The following is a 25,508-nucleotide window of genomic DNA, read 5'->3' as shown; positions in this document are numbered from 1 at the left end:
GCCGTCAGCGCGCCGGGCGCCGGCCCACCGGGTAGCGGCGGGTCGGGCTCGGTCCGTGCCGCCGGGGTCGCCGCCGCGCGCCATCCCCGCGCCGCGCGGAAGGCCGCGACCGCCGCCTCCTCGCCGGGCAGCGGTCCGTCCCCGCGCTCCGCGTGGGCCAGCGGCCCCACCGCGTCCTCGGCGACGGCCGCGAGGACGGCGGCCAGCCGCTCGGCGGTCGCGCGCTCCTCGGCGGCCATCCCGGTGTGAACGTCCGGTGTGCCGGCACCCGTCGCGTCGGCGTCGCGGCCCACCGCCGCCGAACCGTCGACCGTGGGTCTACCCGCGTGGTGCGGGTGCGTGAAAAAAGACCCTCGACCATCGGTCCGAGCGAGGTCGCGAGCGCCGGTGGTGCGCCCCGCGCCCGGGTCGCCGAAGCCGTTCGGATGGGCCCTGGCGATTCGTTCCGCCTCGCATCGCCCCTGTTCAGCAGGGGTCGAGCCGCTTTCGGCCCGCTCGTTGCCCGCCGCGCCGAACCCGCCTTGGCCATGCACCCGAACGCCGCGCAGCAACTGCTCAGCGGCATCATCATCCAGCCAGCCGTACTGGTGCTTGTCGGCCATCACATGTCCCTCTGCGTCCGCGCGCACGAATCCGTCACACTCGCGGACGTCGCCGCGCCACCGCGCCCCAGGCGCTGCGACGGGATCGGCTCTCCCGTCGCGTCCGCTCCCACTTCGGCCGGTGTGCTCTCCCGGCCGGTGAGCGCCGCCGCCCCCGGTCGTACGGCGGAAGCCGCCCCCCTTCGCGGCAGCGGGGCCGGTTCCCGCGCCGGTGTGGTCTCCCTCCGCCCGGCTCCCCCGGGCGGCCCGGCGCCACCCCCGCCGCCGGTGGGCCCGGTGGTGTCGGGGGGAGCGGTGGCGTGCTGGTCGGGCGGCCCGTTCGGCGGGCCCTCGATGAGGTCGGCCAGGCGTCGCAGGCCACGGTGTGCCGAGGTGCGCACCGCGCCGGGGCGCTTGCCGAGCACCCCGGCCGCGCTCTTGGCGTCGAGTCCGACGACGACCCGCAGCACCACGGCCTCGGCCTGGTCGCGGGGCAACTGGGCGATGAGCGCGAGCGTGTGCCCGGTGCCCAGCGACTCCAGGGCCTCGCGCGCGGTGTCGGCGTCGGCGGGCCGGTCGGCGAGCTCGGTCTCGTCGCCGCCGATGGCCGGCCGTCGCCCGCGCATCCTGATGTGGTCGAGTGCCCGGTTGCGGGCGATGCGCGCCGCCCAGCCCCGGAAGCGGTCCGCGTCCCCGTCGAACCGGCCGAGGTCGCGCGCGATCTGCAGCCAGGACTCGGAGGTGACGTCCTCCGCGTCCGACTCGCCGACCAGTGTCCGCACGTATCCCAGCAGTCGCGGGTGCACGGATCGGTAGACGGTTCGGAAGGCGGCCTCGTCCCCGTCCTGCGCCGCGCGCACCGCGGCGGTCAGCTCCCCGTCGTCCCCCTGCACGCCCTCATCCTGCTCCACTTGGAGAATCCGCTGTTCAGCGGCGCCGTACGTGGTCGTCGTCCGGGCCGCCCTGGGTCTCAGTATCCGGCGGGACCGGAGCCGTACGGGTACTGCTGCGGGCCCGGCGCCTGCCCTCCCGGGGGCGGCGGGGTGCCGGGGCCGCCGCCGTACTGCTGTCCACCGTACTGCGGGCCGCCGTAGGGGGCGGCGCCTCCGTAGGGCTGGTTCGGGTCGTAGGGCTGGGCGCCGGGGGCCCCGTACGGCATGCCGCCGGAAGGACCGTACGGAGCGGGGCCGCTCTGCGGGGGCAGCGTGGCGCGCTGGGCCTGCAGCCGGGTGATCTGCCGGACGAGCAGCAGGGCGAGGATCGCGGAGGCGATGGAGACGACCGAGGAGAACATGCTGGTGCCCAGCGAGGAGTGCATGTCGTTCAGGAGGTCGTTGGCCTCCTCCACGCTGGAGTAGTCACCGTCTTCGAGCTTGTTGTACGCCATCTCGTACCGGATGCCGCCCAGGGTGCTGAGGACGCCGCTCACCAGGAACGTCACCCACCAGGCGTTGAGCAGGCCGCGCGGGGCGGCCTGGGGGCCCTGCGGGGAGCTGGCCCGCCAGATGTCGTTGGCGATCTGCTTGGGGAACCACAGGTTCACCACCGGCGTGAACCAGGCGCCCGCCGCCCAGCCGGCGCTGAACCGGTGCTGCCCCGGCGCGAAGGTCTCCGCGTTCAACCGCAGCCGGCGGAACCACACGGCCCACACGACGATGACCGGAACCACGGCCAGCAGGTAGACGAAGGACATGGCCGCCGCGAAGTCGTCCGCGTCGTCCGCCTTCTTGAAGGAGACGTCCTTGCCGTCCTTGATGTCCCCGACGACGCTCCACTGGTTGCTCTCCGCGATCAGCACGAGCACCAGCGCGGCCAGCAGCACCCCGAACAGCACCGTGAGCGCGGTCGACAGCCCGCGCCGCAGGTCCACCGGGGCCGGCATGCCCATGCCGTGCGGGCCGGGGGCGGGGTAGCCGAGGGGGGGAGCGCTGGGGAACGGTTGCTGTTGCTGCTGGTAGGAGCCGCACGCGGCGCAGCGCCCATCGGCGCCGACAGCGGTGGCGCGGCAATTCCCGCACGGAAACATTTCAGGCCCCCTGGAACGCGGCCGGTGGTCCGGGCCGCGATGAGATACGCGAACGGCGCGCCCGACGGCGCGGACCTGCACGTTACGGGCATCCGCTAGGTCGCGTCCAGACCGGTCGTCGGGGGGCGGTGTGACGCAATCGAGGCCCGTGGCGCTGTAGGTGATACGGGCTCGTACGCGGGCCCGTCTCGAACGGCGGTCGGGGCCTCTCCTGTGGGGGGTGGCGGCCCCGGCCGTCTTTCTCAAGCCCCACCTCGGTGGGGCTTGTTTCTTTCCCGCACCCCATGTGACGAGGTGTTTTCCACGCACGCCGGCGGAGCGCCGGGGGGGCGAGCCGCCCGGTGGGCGCCGCGTGACCCACGGCGTGACCCGCGCGTCAGCCGGGCCGCCACCACCACGTCGGGCGGCCTGGTGGGACGGCACCCGGTGTGCCGCCCCGCCGCCGGCTACCGCGCCGTCACCTGCTCGCCCAGCGCCGCGAACCGGTCCCAGGACAGAGCGGGCTCGCGCGGGTCCCAGACGCGCTGCGCCAGCGCGCGCAGCGGCGCGCGGATGCCCCGGGCGATCTGCTCGGGGGTCTGCGCGTCGGCGATGTCGCACCAGATGCCGAACCGGCCGCCGAGCACCTGGTCCCGACCGCCGAGCGAGGCGGGCACGGGCCGGGTGCCGCGCACCACGCGGGGCGACCACTCCTGGTAGATCCGCCGACCGGTGGGGTACGCGAAGTCGTTGGGCTCGCCCAGGACGTAGTAGAGGTACTCGTCGTTGACGTTGATCAGCGGGCGCCCCTCGCGCAGGTACTCCTCCGGCTGCCGGGCGCCGATCTCCTTGCCGGTCCAGTACTCCACCTCGCGGTCCCGGTCGGCCTGGACCACGCCGCCGCGGAAGAGGCCGTCGTTCCACGACTTGACCCGGGTCCCGGCCTTCCGCGCCACCTCGGCGCGGTCGTTGAGCCAGCCGGTGGCCAGGTCCTGTACCCGCGCCCCGGGCCCGTACCGGCGCTCGGCCGCGTTGGCCAGGTCCGGGAAGGTGCCCTCCGGGTCGCGCACGGTCAGCGCCAGGTACTCGTCACCGCCCAGGTGCCAGTAGGGGCCGCCGCCGCTGTCGGTGGCGAACAGGGGCGCGAACTCGCGGAGCAGGTCGTCCAGGATGCGGGCCGCGCCCGGCTCGGAGATGTCGACGGTGCCACGCGGGGCGCGCCCGTCGGTGCCGCGCAGTTGCAGCGAGGGGTGGGCGCGGATGACCATGCCCAGGTGGCCGGGCGAGTCGATCTCGGGGATCACCGCGACGTGCAGCGAGTCGGCCAGCCGCACGATGCGGCGCACCTCGTCCTGGGTCAGGCGCTGCCGGGAGACGATCTCCGGATGGGAGCGGCTCTCGATCCGGAAGCCCTGGTCGTCGGAGAAGTGCAGGCCGACCTGGTTGAGCTTGAGTTCGGCCGCCTCCCGTACCCGGTCCTCGATCCAGCGCGCCGAGAAGTGCTTGCGCGCCGTGTCGATCATGAGGCCGCGCTGTGGCCGGTCGGGGCGGTCGCGTACGACGCCGGCCGGCAGCCCGCCGCCGCCCGAGCGCAGCGCCTGCCGCACGGTGCGGGTGCCGTAGAAGACGCCCGCCGGGTCGGAGCCGGTGACCAGCGCCTGCCCGTCCCGCACCGTCAGGACGTACGCCTCGCGGGCGATCTGGTCGGCTCCCGCGTCGGCCCGCCCGCGCGGGCCCGCGCCCTTGCCGCCGTCCGACGGGGTGGCGCGGATGGCGGACGCGGGGCGCAGGGCGAGAGCGATGTCGCCCCGGTGGGGCTGGCCGTCGGCGACGGGGAGGTCGAGTTCGCGCGCGAGCCGGCGCGCCTCGGCGGCGAGCGGGCCGCGCGGGTCGGCCACCACGCGCGAGTCGCGGCCGGGCCGCCAACCGGGCCCGCCCTCGGGGGCGTACGCGCGGACGGCGGGGATCACGCGCGGCGCGGCCGGCGCCTTGGCCGAGCCGAGGGAGCGTGGCGGGCGGTCGTCGAGGGGTGGTGGCCGCGAGGGGCCGGCGGAGGCCGAGCCGGGGGCGCGGTCGGGGTCGGGGTCGTCGTCGCCGGGCCACCCGACCACGAGCGCGACCGCCAGGGCGGCCACGGCCACGAGGGCCGCGACGATGATCGTGGTCCTGGAGACAGAACGAGGCGTCATCACAAGGGAAAAGTACGGGCAATCCGCCCACAAGTGGAGGAAAGCGCCGAGATAGCGGAGGTAAATCGTCCACTACCCCCAGAAAAACTCTCCCCTTCGGGTGAAGTTCACGTCGGGCGGGGTCGATTTCGGAGTGGTGTCGCTACGGTGACCCCGCCTCCCCCCGGAGCCGTCGTACCACCCCTACCGCGCCCTCCCGTTCATCTCGCGCCCCGCCCGACCACCCCCCTCGCGCTCCCCTTCCCCCGCACGCTTCAGCCACCAGCCGACCGTGACCGCCGCACTCCCGATTCCCTTGCGATTTCCCTGTCCGTTCCCTTCACGTATCCGACGCGTCACGCACCGCAGCGGCCGTCCCTGGCGGCCCGGCCCTACGGTCTTCGCCCACCCCGCGCCGCCTTCTTCTCCGGGCCCGCTCATCCCGAGGAGGCCATCGTGTCCAGCGACAGTCCCCACGTGCTGACCGGCGCGACCACCGCGCCCGCCCCGCACGAACCACCCACCCCCGCCCGCACCGGCGCGCCCCCGCCCGGCCCGGCGCCCGCCACGCCACCCGCCGCGCCACCGCCCACCGCCTGCGCGCTCGACCGGCTCAACGCCGCCGGGGACGGGGCCGCCGAGGCCGCGCTGCTCGCGTGTTGCGGCAGCCGCCGCTGGGCCCGCCGGCTCGCCACCCACCGCCCCTACCCCGACCTGGCCACCCTGCTGGCCGCCGCCGACCGGGCCAGCCACGACCTGACACCCCGCGACCTCACCGAGGCCCTCGCCGACGAGTCCGTCGCCCAGCACGCCCTGTCCGGCTCGCGCGGGCCCGGCACGGCCGCCGCCCACACCGCGCTGCGGGCCGCGCACGCCGCGTACGAGAGCAAGTTCGGGCACGTCTTCGTGGTCTGCCTGGACGAGGTCCCGCACGAGGAGGTGCTCGGCCACGTGCTGGCCGCGCTGCGCGCCCGGCTCGGCAACACGGCGGCGGCCGAGCGCGAGGTGGCGGCCGACGAGCTGCGCCGCATCGCCCGGGGCCGGCTCGCCCACCTCGCCGCGACCAGACCCCACACCCCCTGATCGCGGGCCGCGCCACCACCGGCCCGCGCGGAGCCCGGCACTCCCCCACGCCACGCCGCGCCGGGGCCCCGTGGGCCGGGCCTCCCTAGGCCGTACGTGGCTGTTTGATCACACCTCCGGACCCCGGCGCGGGGAACCGACAACACGTCGCTACGATGGCCAGGGCCGGTGGACCGTACCCGGCCGGGCCCGACCGACAGTGAAGCCGGTGGCCCCAGTCCCCGCTCCCGGAGGGTTTTCCGTGCCGGCTGGAACGCTGTACCGCGGCCGGGAAGGCATGTGGTCCTGGGTGGCTCATCGAGTCACCGGCGTGACCATTTTCTTCTTCCTGCTCGTCCATGTCCTGGACACCGCGCTCGTCCGTGTCTCGCCCGAGGCGTACGACGACACGATCGCGATCTACAAGAATCCCGTAGTGAACCTGATGGAGTACGGCCTCGCCGCCGCCGTGCTCTTCCACGCGCTCAACGGCCTGCGCCTGATCGCCGTGGACTTCTGGTCGAAGGGTCCGCGGTACCAGAAGCAGATGCTCTGGGCCTCGGTGGGTACCTGGGTCGTCCTGATGGCCGGCGCCTTCTACCCGATCATGCAGCACACCCTGCGCGACCTCTTCGGGAGCTGATGATGGCGACTGACACCACCCCCGCGACGGTCACGGCGTACGACGTCGACAACCCGGCCCCGGTCATCGAGCCGCCCCGGGCCCGCACCGCTCGGACCCCGAAGGCCAGCCGGACCAACTTCGAGCTGTACGGCTGGCTGTTCATGCGGCTGTCCGGCATCGTGCTCACCGTCCTGGTCCTGGGCCACCTGCTGATCCAGCTCGTGATCGACGGCGGCGTCTCCCGACTGGGCTTCGCCTTCGTCGCCGGCCGCTGGGCCTCGCCGTTCTGGCAGGCGTGGGACCTGGTGATGCTGTGGCTGGCGATGCTGCACGGCGCCAACGGGCTGCGCACGATCATCAACGACTACGCGGAGCGCGACCAGACCCGCTTCTGGCTGAAGACGGTGCTCTACTGCGCCACCGTGTGGACCATCCTGCTGGGCACGCTGGTGATCTTCACCTTCGACCCGAACATCCGCTAGAGCCCGGGGCTGACGCAACCGATGAAGATCCACAAGTACGACACCGTCATCGTCGGCGCCGGTGGCGCCGGGATGCGCGCGGCCATCGAGTCGACCAAGCGCAGCCGGACCGCCGTCCTGACGAAGCTCTACCCGACCCGCTCCCACACCGGCGCGGCGCAGGGCGGCATGGCCGCCGCCCTGGCCAACGTCGAGGAGGACAACTGGGAGTGGCACACCTTCGACACGATCAAGGGCGGCGACTACCTGGTCGACCAGGACGCCGCGGAGATCCTGGCGAAGGAGGCCATCGACTCGGTCCTGGACCTGGAGAAGATGGGCCTGCCGTTCAACCGCACCCCGGACGGCACCATCGACCAGCGCCGCTTCGGCGGCCACTCCCGCAACCACGGTGAGGCCCCGGTCCGCCGGTCCTGCTACGCCGCGGACCGCACCGGCCACATGATCCTCCAGACGCTGTACCAGAACTGCGTCAAGGAGGGCGTGGAGTTCTTCAACGAGTTCTACGTCCTGGACCAGCTCATCACCGAGGTCGACGGCGTCAAGAAGTCGGCCGGCGTGGTCGCGTACGAGCTGGCCACCGGCGAGATCCACATCTTCCAGGCGAAGGCCGTCATCTACGCCTCCGGCGGCTGCGGCAAGTTCTTCAAGGTGACCTCCAACGCGCACACCCTCACCGGCGACGGCCAGGCGGCCGTCTACCGGCGCGGGCTGCCGCTGGAGGACATGGAGTTCTTCCAGTTCCACCCGACGGGCATCTGGCGGATGGGCATCCTGCTCACCGAGGGCGCGCGCGGCGAGGGCGGCATCCTGCGTAACAAGGACGGCGAGCGCTTCATGGAGAAGTACGCGCCCGTCATGAAGGACCTCGCCTCGCGTGACGTCGTCTCCCGCTCGATCTACACCGAGATCCGCGAGGGCCGCGGCTGCGGCCCCGAGGGTGACCACGTCTACCTGGACCTGACCCACCTGCCGCCGGAGCAGCTCGACGCCAAGCTGCCCGACATCACCGAGTTCGCGCGCACCTACCTGGGCATCGAGCCGTACACCGACCCGATCCCGATCCAGCCCACCGCGCACTACGCCATGGGCGGCATCCCGACCAACGTCGAGGGCGAGGTGCTGTCCGACAACGACACCGTCGTCCCCGGCCTGTACGCCGCCGGCGAGGTCGCCTGCGTCTCGGTGCACGGCGCCAACCGGCTCGGCACCAACTCGCTGCTGGACATCAACGTCTTCGGGCGCCGCGCGGGCATCGCCGCCGCCGAGTACGCCGCCAAGGCCGACTACGTCGAGCTGCCCGAGGACCCGGCGTCGCTGGTCGTCGAGCAGGTCGAGCGGCTGCGCGACTCGACCGGCAGCGAGCGCGTGACCGAGATCCGCAAGGCGCTCCAGGACACGATGGACGCCAACGTCATGGTCTTCCGCACCGAGCAGACGATCAAGACGGCGGTCGAGGAGATCGGCGCGCTGCGCGAGCGCTACCGGAACGTTTCCGTGCAGGACAAGGGCAAGCGCTTCAACACCGACCTGCTGGAGGCCATCGAGCTGGGCAACCTGCTCGACCTGGCCGAGGTGATGGCCGTGTCCGCGCTGGCCCGCAAGGAGTCGCGCGGCGGCCACTACCGCGAGGACTACCCGAACCGCGACGACGTCAACTTCATGCGGCACACCATGGCGTACCGCGAGGTGGGCGCAGACGGCGTCGAGTCGATCCGACTCGACTACAAGCCGGTCGTGCAGACCCGCTACGAGCCGATGGAGCGTAAGTACTGATGAGCAGCGCGACCCTTGAGAAGAACTCGTCGGCACTGGCGGACGCCGAGTCCGGTGCCGCGCACCTGATCACGGTCACGTTCCGAATCCGACGGTTCAACCCGGAGGTCTCGGACCAGGCGGTCTGGGAGGACTTCCAGATCGAGATGGATCCCAAGGAGCGCGTCCTGGACGCCCTCCACAAGATCAAGTGGGATCTGGACGGAACCCTGACCTTCCGTCGCTCGTGCGCGCACGGCATCTGCGGCTCGGACGCCATGCGGATCAACGGCCGCAACCGGCTGGCCTGCAAGACGCTGATCAAGGACATCAACCCGCACAAGCCGATCTCGGTCGAGCCCATCAAGGGCCTGACGGTCCTGAAGGACCTCGTGGTCGACATGGAGCCGTTCTTCCAGGCGTACCGGGACGTGATGCCCTTCCTGATCACCACGGGCAACGAGCCGACGCGCGAGCGCCGGCAGTCCTCGGCCGACCGGGAGCGCTTCGACGACACGACCAAGTGCATCCTGTGCGCCGCGTGCACGTCCTCGTGCCCGGTGTTCTGGAACGACGGCCAGTACTTCGGGCCGGCGGCGATCGTGGGCGCCCACCGCTTCATCTTCGACTCGCGTGACGAGGGCGGCGAGCAGCGGCTGGAGATCCTCAACGACCGCGACGGGGTGTGGCGCTGCCGCACCACGTTCAACTGCACCGAGGCGTGCCCGCGTGGCATCGAGATCACCAAGGCGATCCAGGAAGTCAAGCGGGCGCTGATCACCCGCCGCTTCTGACCTGGCGGTCCGTGGATACGCACGGGGCCCCGCACCGGCTGTTCGGCCGGTGCGGGGCCCCTGTGCGTCGTGCCCGCGCGCGAAGGGCCGGCGCGGGTCAGGCGGGGGTCGCGTGCGGCGGGGTGGGGGCCGCCGGCGCGGGCGGGGCGGGGAGGTCGGAGACGGCCGCGTAGTCGGTCAGCGCCTCGCGGCGGCGCTGGAGTTCGGCTATCTCGTCGTCCAGCTTCGTGAGCTGCCCGTCCACGATCTGGGTGAAGTGCGCGCAGTCGCGGACGCCGGGGCCCGCGCTGTGCGTGCAGGGCAGCACCGTACGGATCGCCTCCGTGTTCAGCCCCGTGGCCAGCAGTTCGCGCACCCGCAGGACCCGCTGCACGGCCTCCGGGGCGTAGCGGCGGTAGTCGTTGCTGTCCCGCTCCGACCGCAGCAGGCCCTGTTCCTCGTAGTACCGCAGCAGCCTGGTGCTGACGCCCGTACGCCGTGCCAGCTCGCCGATCCGCATCACGCCCGGCCGTCCTTCCGTCTCGATTTGACCTTCACACTGATGTCAAAGGGCAACCTGTCGGCCATGGCACAGATTCCCGTGGCCCAGGCCGCGCTCTCCGATTCGTCCCCCTCCACCCGCCCGGGCGCCCAGGCCGAGCCCGCCCAGGCTCCGGTGGGCTCCGCTGTCCCCGGGCGCTCGGCCGCCGCGCCGGCGCGGGTCGCGGACTCCGCTTCCGCCGCGTCGGGCCCCGCGCCGATCGGCCCGCTGGCGACGCGGGTCACCGGCGCGGGCCCGGGGCTGCTGCTCGCGCACGGGGCGGGGGGCAGCGTCAAGGACAACTTCGTGCCGATCCTGCCGGCGTTGGCGGCCGGGCACACCGTCGTCGCCTCCGACTACCCGGGCGCCGGGGAGACGCCGCGCTCCACCACGCCGCTGCACCTGGACGGGCTGGCCGACGCGGTGGTGGCGGAGGCCGTCGCGGCCGGTGTGGAGACGTTCACGCTGGTCGGCTACTCGCTGGGCTCGGCGGTCGCCGTACGGGCCGCCACCCGGCACCCGGAGCGGGTGCGGGGCCTGGTGCTGACGGCCGGGCTGGCCAGGGCCGACAACCGGGCGCGGACCACGCTCGCCCTGTGGCTGCGCCTGCTCGCCCTTGAGGACCGGCGGGCCTTCGCCGAGCTGGTGGCGCTGACGGGGTTCGCGCCCGCGACGTACCAGGGGCTGGCGGCCGACGCACTGGAGCCGCTGTTGGCCGACATCGCCGCCTCCGTGCCGCCGGGCACGCCGGAGCACGCGGCGCTGGTCCTGGAGGTGGACACGGTCGCCGACCTCCCGCGCGTGTCCGTGCCCACGCTGGTCATCGCCACCACGGCGGACCTGCTCGTGGACCCGGCGAACTCGCGGGTGCTGGCCGACGCCATCCCGGGGGCCGAGTACGCGGAGCTGGACACGGGCCACGTGCCGATGGTCGAGCGGCCGGCGGAGTGGGCCGACCTGATCACCGACTTCCTGGCCCGGCACGGCCTCTGAACTCCCCGCCGCCGGGTGTGGGCGGGGGGAGGGTGGGGTCGCGGCACGCTGGCGGGTCGGCCGCGGCCCCACCCGCGTCAGATGCGTCCTCGCCCGTCTCAGATCCGGTCCAGCTCCCACAGCCGCCACATGCCGGTGCCCTCAGAGAGGAACTGGGTGCCGGCGATGGTGTCCCGGCTGACCACGATGTCCCGGCCCTGCCACAGCGGCAGCACCGGCACGTCGTGCGCCACCAGCCGCTGGATCTCCCGGAAGTCCCACACCACGCGTTCACGCTGCGGGGTCTTCTGGGTGTCGCGGATCAGGGCCCGCACCCGCGAGCTGTCGTATCCGTTGTGCAGCGTGGACTCCTCGCCCACCAGGGGGCTGATGAAGGTGTCGGCGTCGAGGAAGTCGGGGTACCAGATGATGCCGTACGCGTCGTAGTCGCCCCGGTTGAACCCGGTCTGGAACTCGTCCCACTTGTACTGCTGGAACGACACCTTGAACAGGCCCGACTTCTCCAGCTGCGCTTTGATCTCGTCCCCCTCGGCCTTGGCCGCCGAACCCGGCGCATAGGCCATCCGGAAGCTGATCGGGGTGCTGATTCCCGCTTCCTGGAGCAGCTGACGGGCGCTGTCGGCGCTGGGCTGGGGGTAGGAGTCGTAGAAGGCGGTGTTGTGTCCGGTGACGCCCTTGGGGATGAGCGAGTACAGCGGATCGACGGTGCGGCTGTGTGCCTTGCGGATGACTTCCGAGCGGTCGACGGTGGCGGCAATCGCCCGGCGTATCACCGGGTTGCTCAGCGCCGATCCCCTCCGCAGGTTGAAGACCAGATTCCCGGTGGTGGCCCCCGAGTTCTCCATCACCTTCATCGACGGGTCGGCGGCGGAAAGCGAGCGCACGTACGCGGACGGCAACTGGCGTGCCGCGACGTCCACGTCCTTCTTCTTCCAGGCGTCCCGCAGGTCTTCGGAATTCGCGAAGTAGCGGACCGTGATGGGCTTTCCGGTGTCCTTTATGGCGCCCTTGTAGTCGTCGTTGGGGCGCAGCTCGGCCACCTTTTCGCGCTGGTACTTCCGCAGCACGTAGGGGCCCGAGCCCACGGCGTCCTGGCCGGTGCTCAGCTTGCTGGCGCTGTACTTCTCGCGGTCCACGATGGACCCGGCACCGGTCGCGATCTTGTACGGGAAGGTCGCGTCCGGTGCCTTGAGGTGGAAGACCACCGTGCCCTCACCCCGGGTCTCGACCGACTTGAGGCCGGTGAGCAGGGCCATCGGGCCACGCGGGTCGTTGATGGTGACGATGCGGTCGAAGGAGAACTTCACGTCCCGCGCGGTGATCTCGCGCCCGCCGGCGAAGCGCAGGCCGGGCCGCAGTTCACAGACGTACGTCAGCAGCTCGTCGTTGGTGAAGTCGCACTTCCTCGCCGCGTCCGGGACCGGCTTGGGGCTCTCGGTCCGGAAGGTCAGCAGCGACTGGAAGACATTGCTGAACAGGCCCCAGGCACCCGCGTCGTACGCGCCGGCCGGGTCGAGCGTGGTCACCGGATCGGCCGTGCCCACCGTGATCGGCTCGTCGTCCGTGGACGAGGACAGGACGTCACAGCCACTGGCGCCCCACCCGGCCACCACCGCGCCGAGCGTCCACCCCAAAGCGAGACATCGCTTGCCGACCCATCGCATCCCCGCGCCCCCTCCGGCACCTCACGGCGCGGGGAAGAAAGGACAGGCACACCTGCGGCAACCCGGTTGTTCCCCGCTCAACAATTGCGCTTCACCCAACCACACGGTCGACGCCTGCGCTAGCAACCCCCTTTTCTCGCCGTGGATTTGACCGCTTTACGCATGCGTACGGTGTGGTCATCGAGCACTGGTAAGCAGCCCATCCACGGAAAGGGCCTTTCCACCCGCTTCTCCCGGCGGACAGCAGGGGAGATACCGGAAGGGTTCGGTCAAAGGTCGCGCGTCCACCGCCGCGGGGACGCGAGGGCGGACGACCGGCTCCGCAAAGGAGGCAAGCCGACCGAAGGCGGCCACCACATCTCCCGAACTCCTCGGATACGGGGCCGACGCGGGCCGAATAGGCGAAATCCGGTGCGCCGCGAAGTGACCGGGCGCGTAAAAGGCTCAGACCAATGCGTCATGCGGTGGAATGGGAACGCGGGAGAAGCGACGGCCGGTCGGATGCGGAACGGAAATGGGGAAACCGCCCCGTTAGGCGTGTGGGGAAGCGAGTTGAACGACCGTGATGTCGGACTGGGCGCCCACGCGTACCGGCGGGCCCCACGCGCCCGCGCCCCGCGAGACGTAGAGCTGTGTGTCCCCGTACCGCTCCAGCCCGGCGACGGTCGGGTTGGCCAGCTCCGCGAGGTAGTTGCCGGGCCACAGCTGGCCGCCGTGGGTGTGTCCGGAGAGCTGGAGGTCCACGCCGTGCCGGACGGCGTCGTGGATGACCACGGGCTGGTGCGCGAGGAGGACGGCCGCCCGGCTCCGGTCCCGGTCGCCGAGGGCCCGCGCGAAGTCCGGGCCCTTGCCCTCGTCCTCGCCGGCGATGTCGTTGACCCCGGCCAGGTCGAATCCGGGCAGTTCGGTGCGCTCGTTCTCCATCGGGCGCAGACCCAGTTCGCGTACGTGGTCCACCCAGGCGTCGGCGCCGGAGAAGTACTCGTGGTTGCCGGTGACGAAGAAGGAGCCGTCCCGCGCCCGCAGGTGGCGCAGCGGTTCGGCGGCGGGGCCCAGGTCGGCCACGGTGCCGTCGACCAGGTCGCCGACGACGGCCACCAGGTCGGGGTTGACGCGGTTGATGGTCTCCACGATGCGCTGGGTGTGCGACCGGCCCAGGATCGGCCCGAGGTGGATGTCGCTGACGACGGCGATCCGGTACCCGTGTGCCCGCCGGGACAGCTTGGCCAGCGGCACGGTGACCCGCTTGACGCGCGGGCCACGCAGGACGCCGTATGTGCCGTACCCGACCGTGGCCGCGGCGACGGCCCCCGCCCCCACGGCCACGCCACGCGCGACGAACAGCCGCCGCGAGGTGACGGCGGCGGGGGCGCTCGCGACGTCGGGGACAGGGTCGGGGCTGGAGGTGGTGCCGGGGCCAGGGTCGGCGCTGTCCGGGCCGGGGCTGGTGTCGGGGTCGGGGTCGGGGCCGACGGGGGTGGCGTCGGGGGCCGTGGCGGTGGACGGACCGTTGGGCGCGGGCGCGGCGGCGGGGGCCGTCGTGGCGGTGGACGGGCCGTGCGGCACGAGGGGCGGGGTGGGCGTGCCGGCAACGGGTGGGGCGCTCGCCGTCGGTGCGGCTTCCGCGCTGGTCACGGCCGTGGAGCCGGGGATCCTCGGGGCGGCGGTGGCGCGGTCGGCGCGTCTCGCGCGGCGTTCGAGGGCGCGCGTGAGCAGCGGCCGGACCGCCTCGCCGACGATCAGCGCGAGCGTCAGGTACAGCAGGACCGCCAGCCACATGTAGCCCGGCCAGGCCAGCAGCCGCTGGACGGTGAACGGAGCGCCCGCCCGCCCGCTGACCAGGGCCCCGACGCTCAGCAGCGGCAGGGCGACCACGGCCCAGGTACCGATACGGCGCGGCCACCCCCCGGCGGCCGTGACATCGCGCACCATGCGGCGCCAGACGTACCAGTGCACGCCCCCCAGCAGTGCGACGATCAGCAGCGCGACCAGCGCGAACACGGCGACCATCCGCCCATCCTCCCGTTACGTCGAGGCGCCTTCGCGCCGCAGGGCCCGCACCCCACGGAACCCGAGCACCCCGATCCCCGTCCCCAAGAGAAACGAGGTGATGGCGAGTGCGAGATGGACCCAGAAGTACGTGGTCGGGTCGCCGGACTCGTCGAACGCGAGCCCGCTTGAGTCTTTCCAGAGGTTTTTCACAAAGGTGAACCAAATGCACCAGCTCCACGCCCCGAACGCGAGCAGGAACCAGGACACGGGGCGGCTGAGCTTCATGGCTTCCAGTATGCGGAACCCCTCGGCGGGACCCACGGGAGGGTCGCTTTCGCCCGAGCCGGCGGTGACGCCCCGTACGGGTACCGATACGTTCACCTCCGTGCCGACGACTCCCCGTACCCCGCGTACCTCCCGCACTCCGCACGCCGCCCCCTCCGCTCCCCCGCGTCCCCGTGGGCGTGGGCGCGCCACCACGGTCGCGGCGCTGCTCGCGTCGTGCCTGCTCGCCACCGCGCACCCCGCGCTCGCCGACGACGGGCCGAAGCGGGAGGAGGAGAAGCAGCCGAAGCCCCCGGCCGCGATGTCCACCGTGGGCGGCGCGCGACTGGGCGAACCCGGCACCCAGGTGCGGCTGAAGGCGGGCGTGCCACCGCTGCCCGCGGGGCTCACCGCCCGGTCGTGGATGGTCTCGGACGCCGAGTCCGGCGAGGTGCTGGCCGCGCACAACGCGCACTGGCCACTCCCCCCGGCCAGCACGCTCAAGATGCTGTTCGCCGACACGCTGCTGCCGAAGTTCCCCAAGGACCAGACCCACAAGGTCGCGCTCTCCGACCTGGAGGGCATGGGCGAGGGCAGCAGCCTGGTCGGCGTCAAGGAGAAGTACACCTACTCCGTGCACGACCTGTGGCTCGGCGTCTTCCTGCGCTCCGGCAACGACGCCGTCCACGTGCTCTCCGCCATGAACGGCGGCAAGCCACGGACGGTCAGCGACATGCAGGCCCACGCGAACGACCTGAACGCGCGCGACACGCACGTCGTCAGCCCCGACGGTTACGACGAGAAGGGGCAGGTCAGCAGCGCGTACGACCTCACGCTCTTCGCGCGCTCCGGGCTGCGCAAGGCGGACTTCCGGGAGTACGCGGCCACCGCGCGGGCCAAGTTCCCCGGGGAGATCAAGAAGGACAAGAAGACGAAGAAGGCCACCCGCGAGCACTTCGAGATCCAGAACACGAACCGGCTGCTCACCGGCGACACCGACCTGGAGCCGTACGAGGGCATCGCCGGCGTCAAGAACGGTTCGACCACGCACGCCGGCACCACGTTCACCGGCGTCGCCGAACGGAACGACCGCGTGCTGCTCGTGACCGTCATGAACCCCGCGAAGGCTGAGCACAACGAGGTCTACAAGGAGACCGCGAAGCTCTTCGACTGGGGCTTCAAGGCGGCGGGCACCATCGAGCCGGTGGGCACGCTGGTGGCACCGGGCCCCGACGGGGTGGCCACGGCCGAGGCCGAGGAGAAGAACGGCGTGGCCGGCGGCGGCAAGAACAGCCACCAGCAGGCCAACGCGGCCGTCCCCGACGGCGACGGAGGCGCGGGTGGTGGCGGCTGGACGGCCGTGGGCATCGCGGCCGGTTCGGCGGCGCTCCTCGCGGCAGCCGTGTTCGTGATCCACCGCCGCTGGCCCCTGCCCGACATGGTCCGCCGCCGCACCCGCCCGTAACCCAGCCCGGTGTGGGCCGACCTGGGGTGTGCCACGCTCCGCCGCGATTCGGGCTGCCCCGGCCTGGTCCCACCGCGACGCGATGACCCGCGCTCGGCTGTCCCTACCGCGTGTCCGCACGGGCCCGCCGTGGGGCTGGGCGTCAGGGCTGGCCCTGGTCGCCTGGGGCGGGGCGGGGCGGCGGAGTGGGCCCGTCACTGGTTGGGGCGGGTCCGCTGTCGTACGGGGGCCGCGCTGGTCCGGTCGACCGTCGCTCGGTGGGTGGGGCGGGGGCGGGCGCCTCGGTGAGCGGGCGGGCCCCGGTCGGGTCGGGCGTGGGTGGGCCGGGCGTGGGTGGGCCGGGCGTGGGCGGGGCCGTCGCGGGCGGGCCGGGCGCTGGCGAGTCAGTCGCGGGCGGGCCGGGTGGGGGTGCGGCCGTCGCGGGTTGGTCGCCTGTGACCTGGTGCTCCGACCGTGGCGGGGCGGACTCCCGGGTCGCGAGGGTCGGGTACGCGTACGCCGCCGCCTGCCCAACCGGCACCCGCGAGGCTCCCCCCTCGGTCGCCTCGACGTTCGCGCCCCGCTCGGCCCCCTCGGCCGGCCCGGCCTCGGCCGGCCCGGCGTCGTCGGGCGCCAGGACCTCGTGGGCCTTGGACGGGGTGGCGGTCCAGCCCGCGCAGTAGAGCGCCAGCTTGGCCGTGAAGTTGATCCACAGCAGCAGGGCGATCGGGGTGCCGAACGCCCCGTACATGCTCTTGGCCGCCACCCCCTGCATATAGCCGCTCAGCAGGTACTTCAGCAGCTCGAAGCCGACCGCGCCGATCAGTGCGGCGACGACCACGGCCCGGCGGGGCGGCGTGACGCCCGGCAACCAGGTCAGGACGTAACACAGCAGCAGGAAGTCGGCGCCGACCGCGGCGGCGAACGCCGCCAGCCGCAACAACCAGCTCCCCACCCCGCCCTCGGGGATGTCGAGCTCCCGCGCGGCCCAGCCCACCGCGGTGACCGCGAAGGTGGAGACGGCGAAGGAGCCGAGAGCCACACCACCCAGGCCCAGCAGGATGCCGCCGTCCTTGAGCTTGCGCAGCACAACGTTGTCGTGTTCGTCGTCCAGCTCCCACACGGCCCGCAGGCACTCGCGCAGCGAGCCCACCCAGCCGATGCCGGTGAACAGCAGCGCCGCACCCGCGAGCACCCCGACCGTGGCGGCGTTCTCCACCAGCGCGCTGAGGTCGAGCTGCCCCGAGATGCCCGGCACCTGTTCGGCGAGCTTGCCCTCCAGCTCGCGCATCCTGGCGTCGCTGAGCAGCGCGGCACCGATGGCGGCCCCCACGGTGATCAGCGGAAACAGCGCCAGGAAGCTGATGAAGGTAATGGCGGCGGCCAACCGTGCCCAGTGGACCCGCTCCAGGGTCTCGTACGTCCGCCACGCGTGCGTACGCATCAACCGCGCGACGACGGGGCCGATCCACGGCAGTCGGGTCAACCAGTCCATGAACCCTTTTCTACCCTTATACGCATATTCATTCCTCGTCGTCGCTCATTCTTCCACCGTCCCCGTCACGCCTTCCCCGGTGTCCACGCGCTATCCCGCGTCGCGCGGTGGCCCCGAGGGCGGCGGCCCCGCGAGTGGTGGGCCTCGCGCGGTGCGGTGGCCTGGGGGCGCGGTGGCCCCGCGTGGTGGGTGGCCCCGCGTGGTGCGGTGGCCCCAGGGCGGGCGGTGGCCTCGCGTGGTGCGGCCATCCGTGGGCGGTTCCGCCTGGCGTGGTTCCGCGCCGGGTCACTCCGCTCCGGCCGGCTCCGCTCCGGGTGGCCCCGCTGCCGGTCGGGCCAGGGAGCGCAGGGCCACGGGGAGGGGGCGGGAGTGCACGAGGTGGAGGCCCGAGACGGCCCGGGTGAGCACGACGTACAGCCGGTGCAGCCCGCGCGGTTCGGCCTCGACGATGGCCGCGGGCTCCACGGCCACCACGTGGTCGTACTCCAGCCCCTTGGCCAGGGACGCGGGCAGCACCGTCACCCGTCGCGCCGGGTCGGCCTCCTCGGGCTCGGCCGTGGGGATGTCCGCCGCCGCCAACGCCCGGCGCAGGGCGGGCACGGCGGCGTCGGCCGATATCACCCCGACCGAACCGGCCGCGCCCAGCGCGGCCCGCACCGCCGCCACCGTGCCCATGACGATGTCGGCCGCCGGATGCAGGCGCAGTTCCCCGTCGCCACGGAGCGAGCGCGCGGGCGGCACCCGGGTCTCCAGGTGGGGCAGGAGTTCGTTGGCCACCGCCACGATCACGGCGGGCACCCGGAAACCGGTCGTGAGCGGGGCGATCGTGGCCTGGGGCTTGCCCAGGTGCGCCAGGTGTTCGGGCCAGCTTCGCGCGGCCCAGGGCGTGGTGCCCTGGGCCAGGTCGCCGAGGACGGTCAGGGAGCCGAAGTCGCTGCGTCGGGCCAGCACCCTGCACTGCATGGGTGAGAGGTCCTGGGCCTCGTCCACCACCACGTGGCCGTAACTGACGGGGCGCTCGATCAGACCCGCGACCTCGTCCACGAGCACCAGGTCCGCCGCCGACCACATGGCACTCCTGGCCGAGCGGGGCGGTGTGGTCCAGCCCAGCGCGGCCTGTTCCGCGTCGGTGAGCAGCCCGTCCGCCGCCGCCTGGATCGCGGCGGGCGAACTCAGCAGCGCGGCGACCACCTCTTCCGGCCGCACCGTCGGCCAGGTGGCGTCCAGGAACTCCCGCAGGGCCGGGGAGCGGCCCATGCGGCGCACCCACTCCCGGGGCGGCGGGCCCGCGCGCCGCTCGACCTGGCGGCGGACGAGTTCCAGGGTGCGCGAGCCCACCCAGGAGCGGCCCGTGGCGTACGGCGGGGCCTGCTCCCGCACCTGGGCGACGATCTCGGCGAGGTCGTCGGTCCCCACGCGCCAGCGGTAGGAGCCGTCGGGGATGGCGAGGGGTTCGCTCGGTGGGCGCACGCGGTGGTAGAGGGCGCGTTCGAGTACGGCGGCCATGCGCGGGTCGTGCTTGACGGCCGCCGCGTCGGGGGTGTCCTGGCCGCGCACCGGGAGGCGGTCGACGAGGTCGTCGACGGTGCACTGGCGGACGTCGATCTCACCGAGCGCGGGCAGCACCTCCGCGATGTAGCGCAGGAAGGTCCGGTTGGGGCCGACGATCAACAGGCCGCCGCGCTGGATGCGTTGGGGATAGGTGTAGAGCAGGTAGGCCGCGCGGTGCAGGCCGACGGCCGTCTTCCCGGTGCCGGGAGCGCCCTGGACGCACACCGAGTCGGCCAACGGGCCGCGCACCAGATCGTCCTGGTCGGGCTGGATGGTGGCGACGATGTCCCGCATCGGGCCCACGCGGGGCCGTTCGATCTCGGCGGCCACGATCCGGCTGCCGGCCCCGACCGGCACGGGGCCACCCGTCGGCGCGGCCGACGGGCCCGACGGGGCGGGGGACGCGCCCAGTCGCTCGTCCTCCAGGCTGGTGAGGTCGCCGGGCTCGCCCGAGCCCGCCGGGGCCCAGCCGAACCTGCGGCGCACCGCGACGCCGCGCGGGTCGCGCGGCGACGCCTGGTAGAAGACGCGGGAGACCGGTGCGCGCCAGTCGATCACCAGGGGGGTGGCCGCGGCGTCGGCGGCGATGTGCCGGCGCCCGACGTAGTAGCGCTGGCCCTGGTGGTCGCCGGTGGTGGGGGCGGTGTCGAAGTCGAGACGGCCGAAGAACAGCGGGGCCTCCGGCTCGTCGGCCAACTGCCGTGCGTAGCCGCGGAGGTAGCGACCGAGCACCTCCGCGCTCGCGCCGTCGCCGGAGACGTCCTCGCCGAGCGTCACCTGCCGCCCGGCCGCCTCGACCATGCGGGCCAACGTGGCACGACACGCCGCGACATGGGCCCGCTCCGCCGCGAGCCCCCCGGCCGGCCCCTCCTCGGAGCGGGCGGAGGCCGCGTCGGACGCCGCACCCGACACGGCGGCGGAGCCAGAGGCGGACACCGCGTCGGACGCGGCGCCCGGCAGGGCGCCTGGCACGGTGGCGGGCGCGGCGGGTGCCTCGGCCGTGGGCTTCGCGCCGGGGGTGGGCACGGCGTGCGTGGGAGCGGGCGGGTCAGCGGAGGGCGTGGGCGGAGACGAGGTCGGGGGCGGGGGCGGGTGGGGCTCCTCGTGCGACGCGGCGGCGGCCACGCCCCGGGACGGTGAGGTCACTTCGGTACACCTTTCGCACAGGGATGACGGGCAACGGGCGGGCTCGCGGGCAGCACGCGGCGCCGCACGGCTCGGGCCGGACACGGGGACGCGGAGGCGGGCGGTGCGGGCCCGGTCGTTCGCGAGGCTGTGCAGTGGCGGGGGCGGCGGGCGTCGGCGTACGGCCGGGGCGGGTCAGGTGTCACGCGTCCCGACGGCGGGGCGGGCGGCGGGCCCGGGCCGCGGGATCGGCGAGCTGGCTCGCGCGGCCGGGTGGAGCTGGATGTCAGGGTGCCGGCTCACGCGGCTGGGGTGGCGGGAGGTCGGGGGCCGGTCGCGCGGGCGGCCCAGCGGGTCAGCGGTGGTGGTGGGCGAGGCCGGAGCCGAGCACCGTGAAGGCGTGGTCGGCGGCGGTGACGGCCGCCGGGTACACCGCGTCGGCGCTCTCCCCGTCGGCTATGCGGCGCCAGTTGTCGAGCGCCAGGATGCGCTGGGCCGCGATGACCTGGCTGGCGGTGAGGCGGGCCGTCAGCGCCTCCAGTCCGGTGGGCTCCCCCGGGCCCGGCAGCCCCGGCTCGGGGTGCGGGCTCGGCGCCGCCCCCGCCCCACGCCCGCCGCCCGTGGCGCCGGGCTCGGTGGCCCGCTCGGAGAGGGGCTCGGCGCTGCGCTCGACGGCGTGACCAGGCGCGTCGGAGGGGCGTCCGGCCGCCACGGGCGCGGCGGCGACGGACGCGGCGGGCGCGGCCCTCCCGGCCACGGGCCCGCCGGTCGGGGGCGCCTCGGCCCCGGCGCGGCCCCGGGGCGCGGCGGGCGAGCGCCGCTCGGCGCCGGCCGCGGCGGCACCAGGCGCCTCGACCTCGGACGCGCCGGCCCCAGGCGTGTCCCTCTCGGACGCGGCGCTGTGGAGAGCCGTCGGCCCGGGGCCGCTCGCCGCCTCGAAGAGCGCGCGGGCCAGGGCGTCCTCGGCGCGCGTCGTGTAGGCGTACAGGCGCGCCACCAGGCTCGGTGTGCCGTACAGCAGGCGGTGGAAGGCGAGGACCTCGCTGTCGTCGCACAGGCCCGTGACCGGGTCGCGGCGGTCGAGGCCGGCGCGGAAGTGGGCGTGCAGGGCCCGCAGCGGGGTCTGGTCCGGGGCCCGGTCGCGCACCACACGGCTCGCCTCGCCCTCGTGATCGGCGAAGCGGTAGAGCGCGAGGTCTTCCTTGGTGGGGAAATACCGGAACAGGGTCGGCTTGGAGACCATGGCGGCGGCGGCGACCTCGGCCACGGAGACCCGGTCGAAGCCCTGCTCAAGGAAGAGCGCGATCGCGGCGTCCGAGATCGCCTGATAGGTGCGCTGCTTCTTACGTGCGCGAAGGCTCGTGTGACCGTCCATGGGGACAGCCTACCGATAATGAGACCCGGTTACAAGTGCGGAGCGGAGTCTTTTCTTACTCGGTCACATTTACCGGCTCGTCGAGCGCGGTGTCACGGTGATGCGACTGGCGCGGGAAGGCCGGGTTCGGCCCCTGCCCTCCCGCCGGCCGGAAAGGGTATTCGCGCTCCAGCCGCCACACGCCGTCCGCGCCCTGTTCGTAGAGCGCGAAGCCCGCGATGGTCCACGCCGCCTCGTACTCCTTGAGCTCGGCGTACGCCCGGTCCATCGCCTCCTCGGAGATGCCGTGCGCCACGGTGACGTGCGGGTGGTAGGGGAACTGCAGCTCGCGCGCGCACGGCCCGGAGGCCGCTCGGACCCGCTCCTGGAGTGCCGCGCACTCCGCCGCCCCCTCCGCGAGCTTCACGAAGACCACCGGGGAGAGCGGGCGGAAGGTGTCCGTCCCGGACAGCCGCATCGGGAAGGGGGCCCAGCCGGCCGCGACCTCCGCGAGGTGCCGTTCGATCCCGGGCAGTGCCGCCTCGTCCACCTCGGTGGGCGGCAGCAGCGTGACGTGCGTGGGGATGCTGTGCGCGGCCGGGTCCCCGAAGCCCGCGCGCCGCTCCTGGAGGAAGCTGCCGTACGGCTCCGGGACCGCGATCGACACACCGATCGTTACGGTCCCCACTGCGTTCTCCCTTCCGCACCACTGTCTGCTCAAGCTGTCCGTCACGCCGCACGCCCTCGTGTCCCTGTCAGGCGGTCAAGCGCCCGTGTCAGTGTGCCGGCTTCCCTGCCGTCCCGGCTAGGTTCCTTGGGCCCCACCGGCCGGGGCCCATCGACCCGCCCGCGCCGCCCCGGGCCGACCCCGCTCCGGTCGGCCCCGGCCCGGAGCGTATCCGTGTCGGGCGCCGTCGGCCGGGCCGCGAGCGCCCGTGGGCCGGGCCCGGTCGGGGGCTCGGCGCCGCTTCGGCGCGGGCGGCCCGCCGGGGCGAGCTCGCTCAGTGCTTGGCGGGCAGCAGACCCACCTTGTCGTAGGCCAGGGCCAGGGTCTCGGCGGCGACGGTGCGCGCCTTCTCGGCGCCCTTGGCCAGGATGCTGTCCAGCGTCTCGGGGTCGTCCAGATATTCCTGGGTGCGGGTGCGGAACGGTGCCACCCAGTCGACCATGACCTCCGCCAGGTCGGTCTTCAGCGCGCCGTACCCCTTGCCCTCGTACCTGCGTTCCAGCTCGGCCACGCTGGTGTCGGTGAGGGTGGCGTAGATGGTGAGCAGGTTGCTCACGCCCGGCTTGCTCTCCTCGTCGAAGCGGATCACGGTGTCCAGGTCGGTCACCGCGCTCTTGATCTTCTTGGCGGAGACCTTGGGGTCGTCGAGGAGGCTGATGATGCCCTTCGGCGTGGACGCCGACTTGCTCATCTTGATCGACGGGTCCTGGAGGTCGTAGATCTTGCCGGTCTCCTTGACGATGTGCGCCGAGGGCACCGTGAAGGCGTGGCCGAAACGGCTGTTGAAGCGCTCCGCGAGGTCGCGGGTCAGCTCGATGTGCTGGCGCTGGTCCTCGCCGACCGGGACGTGCGTGGCCTGGTAGAGCAGGATGTCGGCGACCTGGAGGACCGGGTAGGTGAAGAGGCCGACGGTCGTACGGTCCGCGCCCTGCTTGGCCGACTTGTCCTTGAACTGCGTCATGCGGGACGCCTCGCCGAAGCCGGTGAGGCAGTTCATCACCCAACCGAGCTGCGCGTGCTCGGGCACGTGGCTCTGGACGAAGAGCGTGCACCGGTCCGGGTCCAGCCCGGCGGCCAGCAGTTGCGCCGCGGCGACCCGGGTGTTCTCCCGCAGCTCCCGCGGGTCCTGCGGGACGGTGATCGCGTGGAGGTCGACGACCATGTAGAAGGCGTCGTGGGATTCCTGCAAGGCGACGTACTGACGGATCGCGCCGAGGTAGTTCCCGAGGTGGAAGGAGCCCGCAGTGGGCTGGATACCGGAAAGCGCGCGGGGACGGTCATGGGCCATGGCATCCATTCTCTCAGGTATGCGGCGCGGCCACGGCCCCCGGTCGAAGACCAGGGGGCGTTTGGCAGCACCCTGCCGCCGGGCGTACGACGGGTGCCGGCGCGCGCCGGCACACGCGACAGCGCACCGGCCGGCGCGCCACCGGGCGTCCGGGCAGGTGGACCGCGCGACGCGGCCACGGCCGCTCGGGCGGACACGGCGCGCGGTCGTGGCGCGCGGTCGTGGCGCGGGCGACGGGGCGGGGTCTCTCCCCGGCGGGCCACGGCGGAGGGTGTCGCGGCGCCGGCCGTGCGGCTCATACCGCGGGCATATTCGGCGGGCTACGGAATTTTTGTTCGCTTCCCGCCCGGGCAGCGATAGAAAGAAGGCTGAGCCCGCCCCGACTCCGTAAGGATGGAGCGCACGTGACCGCTAGTGAACGCAGCATCGCCGCAGCAGAGGCGCACAGCGCGCACAACTACCACCCGCTGCCCGTCGTCGTCGCCTCGGCGGACGGCGCCTGGGTGACCGACGTCGAGGGGCGCCGTTACCTCGACATGCTCGCCGGATACTCCGCGCTCAACTTCGGGCACGGCAACCGTCGCCTCGTCGATGCCGCGAAGGCCCAGCTGGAGCGGGTCACGCTGACGTCGCGGGCCTTCCACCACGACAGGTTCGCCGACTTCTCCACGCAGCTCGCCGCGTTGTGCGGCAAGGAGATGGTGCTGCCGATGAACACCGGCGCCGAGGCCATCGAGACCGCCGTCAAGACGGCCCGCAAGTGGGGCTACCAGGTCAAGGGCGTTCCCGACGGTCAGGCCAAGATCGTGGTCGCGGACGGCAACTTCCACGGTCGCACCACGACCATCGTCAGCTTCTCCTCCGACCCGGAGGCGCGGGCCGACTACGGTCCGTACACGCCGGGCTTCGAGATCGTTCCGTACGGTGACCTGGCCGCGTTGGAGGCGGCGGTGGACGAGCACACCGTGGCCGTGCTGATCGAGCCGATCCAGGGCGAGGCGGGCGTCCTGGTGCCGCCGGCCGGCTACCTGCCGGGCGTGCGGGAGCTGACCCGGGCGCGGAACGTGCTGTTCATCGCGGACGAGATCCAGTCCGGTCTCGGGCGCACCGGCCGCACCTTCGCGTGCGACCACGAGGACGTGGTGCCGGACGTGTACGTGCTGGGCAAGGCGCTCGGCGGTGGTGTCGTGCCGGTCTCCGCGGTGGTCGCCGACCGCGACGTGCTCGGCGTCTTCCGGCCCGGCGAACACGGCTCGACCTTCGGCGGCAACCCGCTGGCCTGCGCGGTCGCCCTGGAGGTGATCGACATGCTGCGTGGTGGCGAGTACCAGCAGCGGGCCACCGAACTCGGCGAGCACCTGCACCGCGAGCTGGCGGCGCTGACCGGCGGCGGCGCGGTGCTCGAGGTGCGCGGGCGCGGCCTGTGGGCCGGCGTCGACATCGACCCGGCGCTCGGCACCGGCCGCGAGGTCTCCGAGCGGCTGATGGCCCGTGGCGTCCTGGTCAAGGACACCCACGGCAGCACCATCCGCATCGCCCCGCCGCTGGTGGTCAGCAAGGAGGACCTCGACTGGGGTCTTGAGCAGCTCCGGGCCGTCCTGGCCTCGGCCGCCTAGGTC

At 73.3% G+C, this 25,508-nt stretch carries 18 protein-coding genes and 2 pseudogenes; 8 read left to right on the top strand and 12 right to left on the bottom strand.

From position 1 onward, the window contains the following. Nucleotides 1-601 precede the first annotated feature (601 nt). From ACFVFR_RS01150 to ACFVFR_RS01140, 3 genes are all read right to left on the bottom strand, one after another. Nucleotides 602-1,492, bottom strand: coding sequence for an RNA polymerase sigma factor (locus ACFVFR_RS01150; RefSeq protein WP_383696660.1), 891 nt, complete (start codon nucleotides 1,490-1,492; stop codon nucleotides 602-604). A 59-nt stretch (nucleotides 1,493-1,551) separates the two neighbouring features. Then, nucleotides 1,552-2,463, bottom strand: a complete 912-nt coding sequence (locus ACFVFR_RS01145) for a DUF4328 domain-containing protein (protein WP_383696657.1) — start codon at nucleotides 2,461-2,463, stop codon at nucleotides 1,552-1,554. 590 nt (nucleotides 2,464-3,053) lie between these two features. Beyond that, nucleotides 3,054-4,775 carry a glycoside hydrolase family 20 protein gene (locus tag ACFVFR_RS01140; protein ID WP_383696654.1) on the bottom strand — a complete coding sequence of 574 codons (1,722 nt, stop codon included), beginning with the start codon at nucleotides 4,773-4,775 and terminating at the stop codon, nucleotides 3,054-3,056. Nucleotides 4,776-5,210: 435 nt separating this feature from the next. Between ACFVFR_RS01140 and ACFVFR_RS01135 the strand changes: the two genes are divergently transcribed. From ACFVFR_RS01135 to ACFVFR_RS01115, 5 genes are all read left to right on the top strand, one after another. Further along, nucleotides 5,211-5,837: a 2-oxo-4-hydroxy-4-carboxy-5-ureidoimidazoline decarboxylase gene (locus ACFVFR_RS01135; RefSeq protein WP_383696652.1), complete on the top strand. Its 627-nt coding sequence runs from the start codon at nucleotides 5,211-5,213 to the stop codon at nucleotides 5,835-5,837. Between the two features lie 241 nt (nucleotides 5,838-6,078). Next, the gene (sdhC, locus tag ACFVFR_RS01130; protein WP_383696649.1) at nucleotides 6,079-6,459 is read left to right on the top strand and encodes a succinate dehydrogenase, cytochrome b556 subunit; all 381 of its coding nucleotides are present in this window, start codon (nucleotides 6,079-6,081) and stop codon (nucleotides 6,457-6,459) included. Nucleotides 6,460-6,461: 2 nt separating this feature from the next. Then, nucleotides 6,462-6,923 (top strand): succinate dehydrogenase hydrophobic membrane anchor subunit, encoded by a 462-nt coding sequence (locus tag ACFVFR_RS01125; RefSeq protein WP_383696646.1) that lies wholly within the window; start codon nucleotides 6,462-6,464, stop codon nucleotides 6,921-6,923. Between the two features lie 21 nt (nucleotides 6,924-6,944). Continuing rightward, complete coding sequence (gene sdhA / locus ACFVFR_RS01120) at nucleotides 6,945-8,699, top strand: succinate dehydrogenase flavoprotein subunit (RefSeq protein ID WP_383696643.1); 1,755 nt, start codon at nucleotides 6,945-6,947, stop codon at nucleotides 8,697-8,699. Beyond that, nucleotides 8,699-9,472 (top strand): succinate dehydrogenase iron-sulfur subunit, encoded by a 774-nt coding sequence (locus tag ACFVFR_RS01115; RefSeq protein ID WP_383696640.1) that lies wholly within the window; start codon nucleotides 8,699-8,701, stop codon nucleotides 9,470-9,472. The genes sdhA and ACFVFR_RS01115 overlap by 1 nt, the downstream gene beginning before the upstream one ends. Before the next feature lie 97 nt (nucleotides 9,473-9,569). On the opposite strand, the gene ACFVFR_RS01110 is transcribed toward ACFVFR_RS01115, so the two are convergent. Then, nucleotides 9,570-9,971, bottom strand: coding sequence for a MerR family transcriptional regulator (locus ACFVFR_RS01110; RefSeq protein WP_383696637.1), 402 nt, complete (start codon nucleotides 9,969-9,971; stop codon nucleotides 9,570-9,572). A 66-nt stretch (nucleotides 9,972-10,037) separates the two neighbouring features. Here ACFVFR_RS01110 and ACFVFR_RS01105 point away from each other — a divergent pair, with 66 nt between their 5' ends. Further along, nucleotides 10,038-10,985: an alpha/beta fold hydrolase gene (locus ACFVFR_RS01105; protein WP_383696635.1), complete on the top strand. Its 948-nt coding sequence runs from the start codon at nucleotides 10,038-10,040 to the stop codon at nucleotides 10,983-10,985. A gap of 98 nt (nucleotides 10,986-11,083) precedes the next feature. Here ACFVFR_RS01105 and ACFVFR_RS01100 read toward each other — a convergent pair whose 3' ends face one another. The 3 genes from ACFVFR_RS01100 to ACFVFR_RS01090 form a co-directional block, all read right to left on the bottom strand. Next, the gene (locus ACFVFR_RS01100; RefSeq protein ID WP_383696633.1) at nucleotides 11,084-12,649 is read right to left on the bottom strand and encodes an ABC transporter substrate-binding protein; all 1,566 of its coding nucleotides are present in this window, start codon (nucleotides 12,647-12,649) and stop codon (nucleotides 11,084-11,086) included. Nucleotides 12,650-13,180: 531 nt separating this feature from the next. Next, nucleotides 13,181-14,659, bottom strand: a complete 1,479-nt coding sequence (locus ACFVFR_RS01095; RefSeq protein ID WP_383696630.1) for a metallophosphoesterase — start codon at nucleotides 14,657-14,659, stop codon at nucleotides 13,181-13,183. A 15-nt stretch (nucleotides 14,660-14,674) separates the two neighbouring features. Beyond that, nucleotides 14,675-14,926 (bottom strand): SCO4848 family membrane protein, encoded by a 252-nt coding sequence (locus ACFVFR_RS01090; protein ID WP_232109995.1) that lies wholly within the window; start codon nucleotides 14,924-14,926, stop codon nucleotides 14,675-14,677. Here ACFVFR_RS01090 and ACFVFR_RS01085 point away from each other — a divergent pair. Then, on the top strand, nucleotides 14,925-16,370 hold the full coding sequence (locus tag ACFVFR_RS01085; protein WP_383696628.1) for a D-alanyl-D-alanine carboxypeptidase: 1,446 nt from the start codon (nucleotides 14,925-14,927) through the stop codon (nucleotides 16,368-16,370). The two genes, ACFVFR_RS01090 and ACFVFR_RS01085, sit on opposite strands and share 2 nt — an antisense overlap. Nucleotides 16,371-16,899: 529 nt before the next feature. On the opposite strand, the pseudogene ACFVFR_RS01080 reads toward ACFVFR_RS01085, so the two are convergent. From ACFVFR_RS01080 to trpS, 5 genes and pseudogenes are all read right to left on the bottom strand, one after another. Beyond that, nucleotides 16,900-17,844, bottom strand: a pseudogene (locus ACFVFR_RS01080) (YihY/virulence factor BrkB family protein); the annotation flags it as partial. Between the two features lie 285 nt (nucleotides 17,845-18,129). Continuing rightward, the gene (locus ACFVFR_RS01075; protein WP_383696820.1) at nucleotides 18,130-20,196 is read right to left on the bottom strand and encodes a HelD family protein; all 2,067 of its coding nucleotides are present in this window, start codon (nucleotides 20,194-20,196) and stop codon (nucleotides 18,130-18,132) included. A 1,264-nt stretch (nucleotides 20,197-21,460) separates the two neighbouring features. Continuing rightward, a pseudogene (locus tag ACFVFR_RS01070) lies at nucleotides 21,461-21,895 on the bottom strand (TetR/AcrR family transcriptional regulator); the annotation flags it as partial. Nucleotides 21,896-21,950: 55 nt separating this feature from the next. After that, the gene (locus tag ACFVFR_RS01065) at nucleotides 21,951-22,562 is read right to left on the bottom strand and encodes a 2'-5' RNA ligase family protein (RefSeq protein WP_383696626.1); all 612 of its coding nucleotides are present in this window, start codon (nucleotides 22,560-22,562) and stop codon (nucleotides 21,951-21,953) included. A 313-nt stretch (nucleotides 22,563-22,875) separates the two neighbouring features. After that, nucleotides 22,876-23,889, bottom strand: a complete 1,014-nt coding sequence (trpS, locus tag ACFVFR_RS01060; protein WP_383696624.1) for a tryptophan--tRNA ligase — start codon at nucleotides 23,887-23,889, stop codon at nucleotides 22,876-22,878. A 404-nt stretch (nucleotides 23,890-24,293) separates the two neighbouring features. On the opposite strand from trpS, the gene rocD reads away from it, so the two are divergent. Then, nucleotides 24,294-25,505, top strand: coding sequence for an ornithine--oxo-acid transaminase (rocD, locus tag ACFVFR_RS01055; protein ID WP_383696622.1), 1,212 nt, complete (start codon nucleotides 24,294-24,296; stop codon nucleotides 25,503-25,505). Nucleotides 25,506-25,508: the final 3 nt, after the last annotated feature.

This window comes from Streptomyces sp. NPDC057702 (assembly GCF_042799315.1).
GTDB lineage: Bacteria > Actinomycetota > Actinomycetes > Streptomycetales > Streptomycetaceae > Streptomyces.
This window is presented reverse-complemented; position numbering and strand designations above follow the sequence as displayed.

Excerpts from the sequence above, each read along its gene's own strand:
- ACFVFR_RS01145 (WP_383696657.1), bottom strand. The coding sequence starts at position 2,463 with ATGCCGGCCCCGGTGGACCTGCGGCGCGGGCTGTCGACCGCGCTCACG.
- ACFVFR_RS01140 (WP_383696654.1), bottom strand. The coding sequence starts at position 4,775 with ATGACGCCTCGTTCTGTCTCCAGGACCACGATCATCGTCGCGGCCCTC.
- ACFVFR_RS01125 (WP_383696646.1), top strand. The coding sequence starts at position 6,462 with ATGGCGACTGACACCACCCCCGCGACGGTCACGGCGTACGACGTCGAC.
- sdhA (WP_383696643.1), top strand. The coding sequence starts at position 6,945 with ATGAAGATCCACAAGTACGACACCGTCATCGTCGGCGCCGGTGGCGCC.
- ACFVFR_RS01115 (WP_383696640.1), top strand. The coding sequence starts at position 8,699 with ATGAGCAGCGCGACCCTTGAGAAGAACTCGTCGGCACTGGCGGACGCC.
- ACFVFR_RS01110 (WP_383696637.1), bottom strand. The coding sequence starts at position 9,971 with ATGCGGATCGGCGAGCTGGCACGGCGTACGGGCGTCAGCACCAGGCTG.
- ACFVFR_RS01105 (WP_383696635.1), top strand. The coding sequence starts at position 10,038 with ATGGCACAGATTCCCGTGGCCCAGGCCGCGCTCTCCGATTCGTCCCCC.
- ACFVFR_RS01100 (WP_383696633.1), bottom strand. The coding sequence starts at position 12,649 with ATGCGATGGGTCGGCAAGCGATGTCTCGCTTTGGGGTGGACGCTCGGC.
- ACFVFR_RS01095 (WP_383696630.1), bottom strand. The coding sequence starts at position 14,659 with ATGGTCGCCGTGTTCGCGCTGGTCGCGCTGCTGATCGTCGCACTGCTG.
- ACFVFR_RS01085 (WP_383696628.1), top strand. The coding sequence starts at position 14,925 with ATGGCTTCCAGTATGCGGAACCCCTCGGCGGGACCCACGGGAGGGTCG.
- ACFVFR_RS01090 (WP_232109995.1), bottom strand. The coding sequence starts at position 14,926 with ATGAAGCTCAGCCGCCCCGTGTCCTGGTTCCTGCTCGCGTTCGGGGCG.
- ACFVFR_RS01075 (WP_383696820.1), bottom strand. The coding sequence starts at position 20,196 with ATGGTCGAGGCGGCCGGGCGGCAGGTGACGCTCGGCGAGGACGTCTCC.
- trpS (WP_383696624.1), bottom strand. The coding sequence starts at position 23,889 with ATGGCCCATGACCGTCCCCGCGCGCTTTCCGGTATCCAGCCCACTGCG.